Genomic DNA, 12,445 nt, shown 5'->3' with positions numbered 1-12,445 from the left:
TGCTGACGCGGTCGCTCTCCGCTCTTGCAATCTCGGCGGCGTTGTTGAACGCTGAGCGAAAAGACAAGAACATTCGGGAGGGGAAGGCATGAGCCGCGCGCTCGCCGTCTTCCACGGCCGGTTCGGTCGGGCGACGGTTTATCAGTTGAACCGCCCTTTCAATATTCACGCCCATCGAGAAGGTCATCTGATCTTCCATGTCGGCGGCATGCCGGCATGCATCGACGTGTCCGACGGGCATTACGATCTCAATGAGACGTCCGTTGTCGCGGTCAATCCCTGGGAGCCGCACAACTTTCTACCGACCGATCTCGAGGGCGGCGCGATCTTCTTCGTGCTCTACGTCAATGCCGAATGGTTTGCGCCGGACGCCGCGGGCACCGAACGGATGCGGTTCGGCCGCACGCAGTTCAGGCGCACGCCTGCTCTGGACAAGCACATCAGGCGGACTGCCGCGCTGGTGTGCGGCGCACCGTCCCTTTCCAGCCTCGATTCCGAGCTGCGGCGGCTGATCGACATCTGCTACGACGAAAGCTGGCAGCAGGCCGAGATCGCGCGCGATCCACGCGCAAATGGCTCCGTCACCGATTTCCGCGTGCGCAAATGCATCAAGATGATGTCGGAGAGCCCCGGCGCCGAGATCGAACTCGACGCAATCGCGCGGGAGTCCGGGCTGTCGCGGCCGCACTTCTACCGCCTGTTCCGCGTCCAGACCGGCGTCACCCCGAACCTCTATCTCAACACGCTGATCATGGAACAGGCGCTCGAAGCGCTTGTGGCCGGCGAGACGCCGATCGCCGATATCGGCTTCGATCTCGGCTTCTCCTCGCAAAGCGGTTTCACTCGCTTTTTCGCCGCCAATGTCGGAATGGCTCCGACCGATTATCGCCGCGCCGCCAAGGTTTTGCGCGCCTGAACGCAGACCACGAAAAGATACTCACGATCAAATGCCACACTCGCCGCCCGGCTAGGATGCCAGCAACGCGATCCCAACAAGAGGATCGCGAGTGACGGGAGGACGTTCGTCCATGGCAGGCGCAGCAGCCGGCAACGGCTTGCATGCCCCCTCGCCCCGCTTGCGGGGACGAGACGAGCTTCGGTCGCGCTGGGAGCGTTGGGATGAACCGGCGCTTTCAGCGCGACCACTCTTTGCACGCGCGTGCACAATCACACATGATCCCTTGGAAACGCCGGAGCAAGCGCCTCGTCCTTCGAGACGACCGCTCCGCGGTCTCCTCAGGATGAGGCTAATCAGCATCGGCCCCGCTGAACCTGTTATCGAATGCGCTGCCCTCATCCTGAGGAGCCCGCCAAAGCGGGCGTCTCGACGGATCGGCCGCGGAAAATCCACTTCCGATGTGAGATTGCCCCGCCGCAAGCGAGACGAGGCGAGAGCATGAGCCGCTTCGTCGAACGCCATCCGGCCTGGGCGCTGATCGTGATCATCGCGGTAGCGGTCGCGCTTTGGCTGATCTTCGCGGTCTGGCCGCCGGGCCTGGAAGAGGCGATCGGCCGCAAGCGCGTCTTCCTCAACGCCGTCTTCAACGGCATCACGCTCGGAGGACTTTATTTCCTCGTCGCCAGCGGCTTCACGCTGATCTTCGGCCTGATGCGCAACGTCAACCTCGCGCACGGCTCGCTCTATCTGTTCGGCGGCTATGTCGGCTATGCCATCAGCAGCGCGACCGGCTCCTGGCTGCTCAGCTTCATCGTCGCCTTCGTCCTCGCCGCCTTGGTCGGCGTCCTGCTCCAGGTCATCGTGTTCCGCCGGATGGAGGGACAGGATCTCAGGCAGACCATGGTGACGATCGGGCTGTCGATCGTGTTCGCCGATCTCATGCTGTGGGCCTGCGGCGGCGACTTCTACCAGATCCAGACGCCGAACTGGCTGATCGGCCCCGTGGAGCTGCCACTGGTCACGGCGATCAAGTCCTCGGGCGAGCCGGTCTATCTCAGATATCCCATGGTCCGGCTGGTGATCTTCATCGCCTCCGTGGTCATCGGCGTGGCGATGTGGCTCGCGCTCAACCGGACCCGGATCGGCATGATCATCCGCGCCGGCGTCGACGACCGCGAGATCCTGGCCGCGACCGGCGTGCGGATTCAACTCGTCTTCGTCGCCGTGTTCGCGTTCGGCGCGGGGCTTGCGGGCATTGCCGGCGTCGTCGGCGGCACCTTCCAGTCCTTATCGCCCGGCGAGGACATCCGCTTCCTGCTCGCGTCCCTCGTCGTCGTGATCGTGGGCGGCATGGGATCGATCCCGGGGGCGGCGCTCGGCGCGCTGATCATCGGCCTCGCCGAGCAGCTCGGCTCGGTCTACATCCCGACCTATGCCATCGTCGTGACCTTCCTGATCATGGTGCTGGTGCTGGCGATCCGGCCGCAAGGCCTGTTGGCGAGGCGCTGACATGTCGCTCGCCCACGATGCCCGCGTTGCCGTTCGTCGCGCCACTGTCGCGCAGACCCCCGCGCGCACCTGGCCGGAGATCAACAATCCCGCCGGCTGGATCGTCGCGGCCATTCTCCTGATCATGCCGCTGATCGCCAACGGCTTCTTCCTGATCGAGATCTTCGCGACCACGCTCATCCTCGGCACCATGGCGCTCAGCCTGATGTTCCTCGCCGGCTATGGCGGCATGGTCAGCCTGATGCAGCTCACCATCGCGGGCTTTTCGGCCTACATGGTCGCCGTATTCGGCATCAGCGGCAACGCCAATATCAGCCTGGGCTGGCCGTGGTGGCTCGCGGTGCCGATGGCGCTGGCGCTCGCGACCGCCTTCGGCACGCTCGGTGGCGCGCTCGCGGTGCGCACCGAGGGCATCTACACCATCATGATCACGCTCGCGATCGGCGCGGCGTTCTACTATTTCACCAACCAGAACTGGGCGATCTTCAACGGCCACACCGGCATCAACACGGTAGCCACGCCGCATTTCTGGGGGGTGAACTGGCGCGCCGACATTCCCTTCTATTATGTCGTGCTCGCGGTCGCCGCGCTCTGCTACTTCGCGGTCGAATATCTGTCGCGCGCGCCCTTCGGCCTCGCGCTCCAGGGCGTCCGCGACAATCCGCGGCGCATGGCGGCACTCGGCTTCAACGTCAATGCGCACCGCGTCGCCGCCTATGCGTTCGCGTCCTTCATCGCCGCCCTCGCCGGCGTCCTCCAGGTCTGGAATTATCGCCAGATCTCGCCCGGATCGGTCAGCGTCGGGGCCTGCATCGACGTGCTGATCATCGCCGTCGTCGGCGGCATCACGCGCCCGATCGGTCCGTTCATCGGCGCGCTGATCTTCGTGCTACTGCGCACCTTTGCGCTCGACGTTCTGATCAAGCTGGGGCTCGACGGCAATCGCTTTCGCCTGCTGATCGGGCTCGGTTTCCTCGCCATCGTATTCTGGTCCTCGGACGGCGTCATCGGCCTGTGGCAACGCTGGCGCCAGAGCCAGCGGGGGGCCGCAAATCGCCCTGGCGGAGGACGCGGCCATGGATAGCGTCGCGCAGCGCCTGTCGGCCGTCGGCGCCGGCGCCGCGCTGGAGCTGCGTGGCGTGACGCGGCTGTTCGGCGCGCTCGCCGCGCTGACCGACGTCACCATCACCGTTCGTCCCGGCGAGCGGCGCGCCGTGCTCGGCTCCAACGGCGCCGGCAAGACCACGCTGTTCAACTGCATCACCGGCGATTTCCCTCCCTCCTCCGGCACCATCCGCTTCTTCGGCGAGGACGTCACCCATTTCCCGCCCTATGAGCGCATCCGCCGCGGCTTGCGCCGGACCTACCAGATCTCGGCGCTGTTCCCCGGCCTCACCGTGCAGGACAACGTCTATCTTGCCTGCCGCGGCGTCTCGCGCGGGCGCTTCTCGTTTCTGCGACCGGGACAGAACGATGCCCTGATGCATGCGGCCGACAACCTCGTTCAGGCCGTGCATCTGTCCGCCGTGAAGGATCAGCGCGTGGCCGAGCTCGCCCACGGCCAGCAGCGGCAGCTCGAGATCGCGCTCGCGCTGGCCGGCGCGCCGCGCTTCGTCCTGTTCGACGAGCCGGCCGCGGGCCTGTCGCCGACCGAGCGGGCCGAGTTGATCGAGATCCTGACCTCGCTGCCGGCGCATATCGGCTACATCATCATCGAGCACGATATGGACGTGGCGCTGCGCGTCGTCGAAAGCGTCACGATGATGCATAACGGCCGCGTCTTCAAGGAGGGCCTGCCGGAAGAGATCCAGTCCGACCCCGAGGTGCAGGAGCTTTATCTCGGAGGCGGCCATGAATGAGCCCCGCCGCTCTGCCGCCGCGCTCGAGGTCCGCGGGCTCGACGTCTACTACGGCCACTCGCACGCCCTGCAAGGGGTCGACCTCACGCTGGACAGCGGCGTGTTCTCCGTCGTCGGCCGCAACGGCATGGGCAAGACCACGCTGTGCAAGGCGATCATGGGGCTGGTCGGCGTGAGCGGCGGATCGATCCGCGTCCGCGGCGAGGACGTCACGCGGCGGCCTTCCGCCCAGATCGCCCGGCTCGGCGTCGGTTACGTGCCGCAGGGCCGCCGGCTCTGGCGCTCGCTCAGCGTCGAGGAGCATTTGCGGCTGGCTGGTGGGCTGCGCTCCGGCGCTTGGACCGTCGAACGCATCTACGACACCTTTCCGCGCCTCGCCGAACGCAGGGATCACGGCGGCGGCCAGCTCTCGGGCGGCGAGCAGCAGATGCTGGCGATCTCGCGCGCGCTGCTCACCAATCCGCATCTGTTGATCATGGACGAGCCGACCGAGGGTCTCGCGCCCGTCATCGTGGCGCAAGTCGAGGAGATGCTGCTGCGGCTCGGCGAGGAGGAGGACATGTCCGTGCTCGTGATCGAGCAGAACATCGGCGTCGCCACCGCCGTCTCGCGCAACGTTGCGATCATGGTCAACGGGCGCATCAACCGCATCATCGACTCCGCGCGCCTCGCTGCCGATCGCGAGCTCCAGCAGCGCCTGCTCGGCGTCGGACTGCACGCCGAGCTCGAACCGGATCTCGACGTCGCCGAGCGCGGCACCGAGACGAAACCCGCGCCCGTGCCACGCCGCGACGGACCGGTCCGTATCTACGTCTCCAACCCGACGCTTCCGACACGGTGGTCGCAACCGGTGCCGATCGCCCGCATCGAGGCGGCGGCGCGGACGCTGTCGACGCAAGTCGCGCGACTGGACGAGACGGCGCGACGCAAGCGCGAGCCGGCGGCGGCCCTGGCCTCAGGTCCGCCCGTCGTGCTCGTCGTCGGAACGCTCGACACCAAGGGCCTCGAGCTGCGCTATATCCGTGACATCATCGCCGAAAGCGGCTTGCGTACGCGCCTGGTTGACGTCTCGACCAGCGGCAAGCATTCATCCTGCGATGTCTCCGCACAGGAGATCGCACTGAACCATGGCCGTGGCGGCGCAGCAGTGTTCGGCCCCGACCGCGGGGCTGCCGTGACGGCCATGGCCGATGCGTTCGCCAGCTGGCTGCGGCGCCAAGGCAATGTCGCCGGCGTGATCTCGGCCGGCGGCTCGGGCGCAGCATCGCTGGTTGCCCCGGGCATGCGCGCGCTTCCGGTCGGCGTGCCCAAGCTGATCATTTCCTCCGTCGCGTCCGGTGACGTCGGCCCCTATGTCGGCCCCGCCGACATCACCATGATGTACTCCGTCACCGACGTGCAGGGGCTGAACTCGATCTCGCGCGCGGTGCTGGCCAACGGCGCCAATGCGCTGGCCGGCATGGTCAGGGCGCGGCTCGATCAGCGCACCGCGACCGCGCGCTCCGCCGCCGGCCTGCCTTCGGTCGGCATCACCATGTTCGGCGTGACGACGCCGGCGGTGCAGAAGATCGCGGCCGATCTGCGCGACGATTTCGAGTGCCTGGTTTTCCATGCCACCGGCGTCGGCGGCCGGTCCATGGAGAAGCTCGTGGAGTCCGGCCAGCTCGCCGGCGTGATCGATCTCACCACGACCGAGATCGGCGACCTCCTGATGGGCGGCGTGTTCCCGGCGACGGAGGACCGCTTTGGTGCGATCATCCGCAGCCGTCTGCCTTATGTGGGCTCGGTCGGCGCGCTCGACATGGTCAATTTCGGCGCACCCGACACCATTCCCGAGCGCTATCGCGGCCGCAAGTTCCACGTCCACAATCCGCAGGTGACGTTGATGCGGACGACGGTGGAAGAGAACGAGCGCATGGGCCGCTGGATCGGCGAGCGGCTCAACCAGATGGATGGCCCGGTGCGCTTCTTCCTGCCCGAGGGCGGCGTTTCCGCACTCGATGCACGCGGCCAGCCGTTCTGGGATCCGGACGCCGACGCCGCGCTGTTCCGCACGCTGGAGCGCACCGTGCGGCAGACCGGCAATCGCCAGCTCATCCGGATCCCCAAGAACATCAACGATCCTGACTTCGCCGCCGCCATCGTCAGTGCATTCCGAGCCCTGTTCGGCCGCACCGGCGCGCGGCGGAGACAAGCGAGGTGACCGATGGCCCGGTTTGAACGCGCTGCCCTTCTGAAGAAGTTTCGCGACATGGCGAGGCGCGGCGAGCCGATCGTCGGCGGCGGCGCCGGCACCGGCCTGTCGGCCAAATGCGAGGAGGCCGGCGGCGTCGATCTCATCGTCATCTACAATTCCGGCCGCTATCGCATGGCCGGTCGCGGCTCGCTGGCCGGGCTGATGGCTTACGGCGACGCGAACGCCATCGTTGTCGAAATGGCGGCGGAAGTGCTGCCCGTGGTCACCCGCACACCGGTGCTTGCAGGCGTCAACGGCACCGACCCGTTCCGCGAGATGGACGTATTTCTCGACCAGTTGAAGGCCCTTGGTTTCGCAGGCGTCCAGAACTTTCCGACCGTCGGCCTGATCGACGGCACCTTCCGCACCAATCTCGAAGAGACCGGCATGTCCTATGCCCTCGAGATCGACATGATCGCCAGGGCGCACGACAAGGACATGCTGACGACGCCCTATGTGTTCAGCGAGAAGGAGGCCGCCGCGATGGCGATCGCCGGCGCCGATATCATCGTCTGCCACATGGGACTGACGACCGGCGGCACGATCGGCGCGCAGACCGCGCCAAAGCTCAAGGACTGCCCGGCCCAGATCGACACCTGGGCCTCGGCTGCGCTCAGCGTCAATCCGGACATCCTGGTGCTGGCGCATGGCGGCCCGATCGCGGATCCCGCCGACGCCGAATTCATCATGAAGAACACCCGCCATTGCCACGGCTTCTACGGAGCGTCCTCGATGGAGCGACTTCCCGTGGAGCGGGCGCTGACGGAGCAGGTACGTCAATTCAAGGCGATCGGCGCGCGATAACGCCTGATTGGTTCGAGGGAGGGAAAGATGTCGGGGATGTTGGTCGGTGAATTGATCCTCTGGCTGATCGTCGCGATCGTCGTGATCGTGGTCGGCGTCTATATCGTCAATTGGCTCTACCACCGCTCCTCCAAGGAGACCTCGTTCGTTCGGACCGGCTTCCTCGGCGAACGTGTGGTCATCAACGGCGGTGCCTTCGTGCTGCCGTTCATCCACGACTACACGCCCGTCAACATGAACGTACTCCCGATGGGCATCGTGCGCTCCCGGCAGGACGCCGTGATCACCCGCGACCGCATGCGCGTCGACATCGAGGCCGACTTCTATGTCCGGGTGCAGCCGACCCGGGAAGCGGTCTCGATCGCCGCGGCCACGCTCGGCCGCCGCACCATGGAGCCGGAGCAGCTGCATGCGCTGCTGGCCGGCAAGTTCATCTCCGCGATCCGCTCGATCGCCTCCGAAATGACCATGGAGGAGATGCACGAGCGTCGCGGCGACTATGTCGCGCGGGTCAAGACCAATGCATCAGAAGCGCTCGCGCTGAACGGCCTTGAGCTCGAATCGGTCGCCATCACCGATCTCGACCAGACCGACCTCGAGTTCTTCAACCCGTCGAACCGGTTCGACGCCGAAGGCCTGACCCAGCTGATGCAGGACATCGAAGCCAAGCGGAAGTTGCGCAACGACATCGAGCAGGATTCGATGATCAAGATCCGCGCCCGCAACCTGGAGGCTGAGCGGCAGGCGCTGGAGATCGAGCGCGAGAGCGAGACCGCGCGCCTGGAGCAGGAACGCGATATCGAGATGCGGCGCGCCCTGCAGCGCACCGAGGTCGCGCGCGAGCGGGCGCTTCGCGAGACCGAGGCCGAGCAGGCGCAGATTTCGGCCCGCGAGGCCATCGAGCGCGCCCGCATTGCCAATGACCAGGCGATCGCCGAGGCCCGCATCGCCTCGGAGCGCGAGACCCGCCAGAAGGAGATCGAGCGGACGCGGACGATCGAGGAGAAGGAGCTGCTGGCGCGCGAGGAGATCGAGAAGACGCGAATCGCCAACCAGCGCTCGATCGACACCACGCGCATCGCCTCCGAGCGCGAGGTGCGCCAGCGCGAGATCGAGCGGATGCGCACGGTGGAGGAAGCCGAGATCGCGGCGCGCGAGGCGATCGAGAAGGCCCGCATCCAGCAGGACCGGGTCGTCACCGACGCCCGCATCGCCAACGAGGAGGAGACACGGCGGCGCGAGATCGAGCGCACCCGCGCCGTGGACGAAGCCGAGATCGCCGCCCGCGAAGCCACCGAGAAGGCGCGCATCGCCCAGACGCTGATCGTCAATGTCGAGCGCATCTCCTCCGACGAGCGCACCCGCGCGCTGGAGATCCAGCAGGTGCGCACCATCCAGGAGGCCGAGATCGAGGCCCAGCGCGCGGTCGAGGCCGCCCGCATCGCGCGCGAGCGGACGCTCGCCGCCGAACGCATAGCCGCCGAGCAGAACACGCGGCAGCTGGAAATCGAGCGCAACCAGGCGCTGGACGTCGCCGGCATCGCCGCGCGCGAGACCACGGAGGCCAGCCGCATCGCCCAGGAGGAGCGCGTGCGCTCGCTGGAGATCGCTCGCAACCGTGCCGTCGAGGAAGCCGACATCGCCTCGCGCGAGGCGATCGAGGCAGCGCGTATCGCCCAGGAGAAAGCGGTCGCCGCCGAGCGGATCCAGGCGGAACGCGACACCCGCGCGCTCGAGATCGAGCGCAGCGGCGTGCTGGAGGCTGCCGAGCTGAAGCGGCGAGATGCCATCGAGCGCCAGCGCATTACGGTCGATCTGGCGCTCGAAGCTGAGCGCATCAACTCCTCCAAGCAGCGCGAGGTGCTCAACATCGAGCAGAAGAAGGCGATCGAGATCGCCGACGAGGACCGTGTCATCGCCCTCTCTACCAAGCGTTCCGAACGCATCGACGCCGATCGCCAGGTCAAGCAGGCCGAGATCGTCGCGCGCAAGGAGGTCGAGACCACCGACGTCTCGCGCGAGCAGGCGCTGGAAGCCGCCCGCATCGAGCGGCGCCGCGCCATCGAGCAGCTCGAGGTCGCCCGCGTGCAATCCCTGCAGGAAGCCGAGATCGCCTCCCGCGAGGAGGTCGAGCGCGCGCGCATCGCATCGGATCGCGGCCTGGACGAGGCCCGCATCGGCCGCGAGCGCGAGCTGCGCAAGCTCGAAGTCAACCGCGAAAAGGACGTCGAGACCGTCCTGATGGAGAAGGCGATTGCCATCCATCAGAAATCGCTGGAAGAGTCCGCCGCGCGCGCCGCCGCCGAGGAAGCCCGGATGCGCGCGACGGAAGCCACCGAGCGCGTCGTCACCGCACGCGAGAGCGAGATCGCCAAGCGGCGCAAGACGGTGGAGATCCTGCTCGCCGAGAAGCAGGCCGAGGAGACCCGCATCGCCGCCGAAGCCGAGCGCGTCCGTGCGGCCGTGGAGGCCGAGGCGCAACGGATGCTCAACGAGGCCGAGAACGTTCTCACCGACCAGGCGCGCTACTCGCTGTTCCGCAGAAAGCTGCTCGACCGCATCGAGGGCATCGTGCGCGAGAGCGTCAAGCCGATGGAGAAGATCGAGGGCATCCGCATCCTCCAGGTCGACGGCCTCAATGGTAACGGACACGGCAACGGCAATGGCGGCCGCAGCGCCACCGACGAGGTGATCGATTCCGCGCTGCGCTATCGCGTCCAGGCACCGCTGATCGACTCGATCCTGTCCGATATCGGCGTCGAGGGCGGCAGTCTCGCGAAGATGCCGGGCCTGATCCGCGAGGCCCGCGACATGCAGGGCATCAAGGAGTCCGCGCGAAAGAGCGGCGGCGGTGGTGCCGATAAGCCGGCTTCCCCGCCCGCGGCCGAGGGCGGCGAGCCGCCGGCCGAGCGCGGGCCGCGGAAGAAGAGCTGAGGTCGCGCCATGGCCCGCGTCTACGTCTCCACCGTCGTCAACGCCCGCAACGACCGCGTCTGGGCGCGGGTGCGCGACTTCAACGGTCTGCCGAACTGGCATCCGGCCATCGCCGAGAGCCGGATCGAGGGCGGCGAGCCCTCCGACAAGATCGGCTGTGTGCGCGATTTCCGCCTGCGCAACGGCGACCGCATCCGCGAGAAGCTGCTGGGCCTCTCCGACTACGACATGTTCTGCACCTATTCGATCCTGGAATCGCCGATGGGCGTCGAGAACTACGTCGCGACGCTGCGCCTCACGCCCGTCACCGACGGCGACCAGACTTTTGTGGAATGGACCGCCGAGTTCGACTGCGCCCCGGAGCGTGAAACGGAGCTCGTGAGCAACATCGGTGGCGGCGTATTCCAGGGCGGGTTCGACGCCCTCAAGCGCGTGTTCGGAGGCTGACGGTGCCGCATATCGTCAAGAGCACGATCCTCAACGCACCGACGGAGGCGGTGTGGACCGTGCTGCGCGACTTCAACGGGCATGATCGCTGGCATCCGGCGGTGGCGACCTCCTCGATCGAGCGCGCGCAGTCCGCCGACAAGATCGGCTGCGTCAGGCGTTTCAAGCTGAAGGACGGCTCCGAGTTGCGCGAGCAGCTCCTGGCTCTGTCCGACCTCGAACAGACCTTCAGCTATTGCCTGCTCGATACTCCGATCCCGATGTTCAACTACGTCGCCCATGTTCGCCTGCTGCCGGTCACCGATGGCGACCGCACCTTCTGGCACTGGGAATCCCGCTTCACCACGAAGCCTGGGGATCGCGACCGTATCACGCACATGGTTGCGGACGACATCTATCAGGCCGGATTCGAGGCGATCCGCCGACATCTGAAGGAGGCCGCATAATCATGGCCGTGACAGTAAAGACCTTTGCAAGCGTCAGCGAAGCGGCGGGAGCGCTATCCTCGGATCGTAGCGCGCGCTATCTCGGTGGCGGCACGTTGGTGATGCGGGCGCTGAACGAGGGCGACGTGTCGATCTCGACCGTGGTCCGCGCGCAGGATCAGGCGCTCACCCGCATCGACGCCTCGGGCCCGCGCGTCACGCTGGGCGCCGGCGTCACTTTCGCCCGCATCCTTGCCGAGCGCGACCTCGCCTTCCTGCATGCCCCTGCCCGCTCGATCGGCGGCCCCGCCGTGCGCAACATGGGCACGGTCGGCGGCAACCTGTTCGCGCCGATCCCTTACGGCGACTTCACCGTGGCGCTGCTGGCGCTCGATGCCACCATCGCGGTGCAAGGTGGCTTCGGCTCCCGCGATATTCCGATCGAGGAATTCTTGCAGGCGCGCGAGCGTCAGGCCGGAACATTGGTGCTGTCGGTCTCCTGCACCCGGCCGGCCAGCGGCGAGGCGTTTCGCTATCGCAAGATCGCGCGGATCAAGCCGAAGGGCGGCTCGGTCGTCACGCTCGCGGCACATATGCCGGTCAGCGGCGGCCGGATCGCAGGCGCCCGCATCGCGTTGGGCTCGATGGCGCCAACGCAGATCCGCGCCCGCGCAGCCGAGCGTGCGCTGGAGGGCCGCACGCTCGACGCCGCGACCATCGCGGCCGCCGCGTCCGCAGTGACCGAGGGAACATCGCCATCCGACAATGCGCTCGGCAGCGCCTGGTACCGCCGCGAGATCGTCGGCGTGCATCTGCGGCGTCTTTTGTCCGGCCAGGAATAGACAGGGATACGCCATGTCGAAAATACCCCTGCAATTTCGCCACAACGGCCGCGAGGTCGCGATCTTCGTCGACGGCGGCACCAATCTGCTGGTCGCATTGCGCGAGCTGATCGGCGACATGACACCGAAATTCGGCTGCGGCCAGGGCGGCTGCGGCACCTGCAGCGTGCTGATCGACGGCGAGTTGCACCTCTCCTGCCTGACGCTGGCGGAGACGGTTGCCGGCCGTTCCATCGAAACGCTCGACGGCATGAAGCAGGGCCCGAACCTGCATCCGCTGCAACGCGCCTTCGCCGACAATTTCGCCGCCCAATGCGGCTATTGCACGCCGGGCATGCTGATGGCCGCAAAGGCTCTGCTCGACCGCAACCCCGCCCCGAGCCGCGACGAGGTGGCCGAAGCCATCTCCGGCAATATCTGCCGCTGCACCGGCTACGAGCCGATCATAAATGCCATCCTCGCCGCCGCCGGCGGCCGGGTCAGCGCCTGAG

General features: G+C 67.0%; 11 protein-coding genes. All 11 read left to right on the top strand.

Annotation, left to right across the window (positions count from 1 at the left end; genetic code table 11):
* Window positions 1-88 precede the first annotated feature (88 nt).
* The 11 genes from P6U31_RS11275 to P6U31_RS11225 all read left to right on the top strand — a co-directional run bounded on the left by P6U31_RS11275 (window position 89) and on the right by P6U31_RS11225 (window position 12,444).
* Window positions 89-916, top strand: a complete 828-nt coding sequence (locus P6U31_RS11275) for an AraC family transcriptional regulator (protein ID WP_407188368.1) — start codon at window positions 89-91, stop codon at window positions 914-916.
* A 480-nt stretch (window positions 917-1,396) separates the two neighbouring features.
* Window positions 1,397-2,407, top strand: a complete 1,011-nt coding sequence (locus tag P6U31_RS11270; protein WP_407188367.1) for a branched-chain amino acid ABC transporter permease — start codon at window positions 1,397-1,399, stop codon at window positions 2,405-2,407.
* A 1-nt stretch (window position 2,408) separates the two neighbouring features.
* A complete protein-coding gene (locus P6U31_RS11265) occupies window positions 2,409-3,491 on the top strand; it encodes a branched-chain amino acid ABC transporter permease (RefSeq protein WP_407188366.1) in 1,083 nt (360 codons plus the stop codon).
* Window positions 3,484-4,266 (top strand): ABC transporter ATP-binding protein, encoded by a 783-nt coding sequence (locus tag P6U31_RS11260; RefSeq protein WP_036023786.1) that lies wholly within the window; start codon window positions 3,484-3,486, stop codon window positions 4,264-4,266. Before P6U31_RS11265 ends, P6U31_RS11260 begins: the two co-directional genes overlap by 8 nt.
* On the top strand, window positions 4,259-6,469 hold the full coding sequence (locus P6U31_RS11255; RefSeq protein ID WP_407188364.1) for an ABC transporter permease: 2,211 nt from the start codon (window positions 4,259-4,261) through the stop codon (window positions 6,467-6,469). Before P6U31_RS11260 ends, P6U31_RS11255 begins: the two co-directional genes overlap by 8 nt.
* Before the next feature lie 3 nt (window positions 6,470-6,472).
* The gene (locus P6U31_RS11250) at window positions 6,473-7,306 is read left to right on the top strand and encodes a phosphoenolpyruvate hydrolase family protein (RefSeq protein ID WP_407188362.1); all 834 of its coding nucleotides are present in this window, start codon (window positions 6,473-6,475) and stop codon (window positions 7,304-7,306) included.
* A 27-nt stretch (window positions 7,307-7,333) separates the two neighbouring features.
* Complete coding sequence (locus P6U31_RS11245) at window positions 7,334-10,240, top strand: flotillin domain-containing protein (RefSeq protein ID WP_407188361.1); 2,907 nt, start codon at window positions 7,334-7,336, stop codon at window positions 10,238-10,240.
* 9 nt (window positions 10,241-10,249) lie between these two features.
* Window positions 10,250-10,687: an SRPBCC family protein gene (locus P6U31_RS11240; protein ID WP_061882131.1), complete on the top strand. Its 438-nt coding sequence runs from the start codon at window positions 10,250-10,252 to the stop codon at window positions 10,685-10,687.
* A 2-nt stretch (window positions 10,688-10,689) separates the two neighbouring features.
* The gene (locus P6U31_RS11235) at window positions 10,690-11,133 is read left to right on the top strand and encodes an SRPBCC family protein (protein WP_407188358.1); all 444 of its coding nucleotides are present in this window, start codon (window positions 10,690-10,692) and stop codon (window positions 11,131-11,133) included.
* 2 nt (window positions 11,134-11,135) lie between these two features.
* Window positions 11,136-11,954 (top strand): FAD binding domain-containing protein, encoded by an 819-nt coding sequence (locus P6U31_RS11230; RefSeq protein WP_407188357.1) that lies wholly within the window; start codon window positions 11,136-11,138, stop codon window positions 11,952-11,954.
* Window positions 11,955-11,967: 13 nt separating this feature from the next.
* Window positions 11,968-12,444, top strand: a complete 477-nt coding sequence (locus P6U31_RS11225) for a (2Fe-2S)-binding protein (RefSeq protein ID WP_407188356.1) — start codon at window positions 11,968-11,970, stop codon at window positions 12,442-12,444.
* The last annotated feature ends 1 nt before the right edge of the window (window position 12,445 follow it).

This window comes from Bradyrhizobium centrosematis (assembly GCF_045571495.1).
Taxonomy (GTDB): Bacteria; Pseudomonadota; Alphaproteobacteria; order Rhizobiales; family Xanthobacteraceae; genus Bradyrhizobium; species Bradyrhizobium centrosematis.
This window is presented reverse-complemented; position numbering and strand designations above follow the sequence as displayed.

Excerpts from the sequence above, each read along its gene's own strand:
- P6U31_RS11275 (WP_407188368.1), top strand. The coding sequence starts at position 89 with ATGAGCCGCGCGCTCGCCGTCTTCCACGGCCGGTTCGGTCGGGCGACG.
- P6U31_RS11270 (WP_407188367.1), top strand. The coding sequence starts at position 1,397 with ATGAGCCGCTTCGTCGAACGCCATCCGGCCTGGGCGCTGATCGTGATC.
- P6U31_RS11265 (WP_407188366.1), top strand. The coding sequence starts at position 2,409 with ATGTCGCTCGCCCACGATGCCCGCGTTGCCGTTCGTCGCGCCACTGTC.
- P6U31_RS11260 (WP_036023786.1), top strand. The coding sequence starts at position 3,484 with ATGGATAGCGTCGCGCAGCGCCTGTCGGCCGTCGGCGCCGGCGCCGCG.
- P6U31_RS11255 (WP_407188364.1), top strand. The coding sequence starts at position 4,259 with ATGAATGAGCCCCGCCGCTCTGCCGCCGCGCTCGAGGTCCGCGGGCTC.
- P6U31_RS11250 (WP_407188362.1), top strand. The coding sequence starts at position 6,473 with ATGGCCCGGTTTGAACGCGCTGCCCTTCTGAAGAAGTTTCGCGACATG.
- P6U31_RS11245 (WP_407188361.1), top strand. The coding sequence starts at position 7,334 with ATGTCGGGGATGTTGGTCGGTGAATTGATCCTCTGGCTGATCGTCGCG.
- P6U31_RS11240 (WP_061882131.1), top strand. The coding sequence starts at position 10,250 with ATGGCCCGCGTCTACGTCTCCACCGTCGTCAACGCCCGCAACGACCGC.
- P6U31_RS11230 (WP_407188357.1), top strand. The coding sequence starts at position 11,136 with ATGGCCGTGACAGTAAAGACCTTTGCAAGCGTCAGCGAAGCGGCGGGA.
- P6U31_RS11225 (WP_407188356.1), top strand. The coding sequence starts at position 11,968 with ATGTCGAAAATACCCCTGCAATTTCGCCACAACGGCCGCGAGGTCGCG.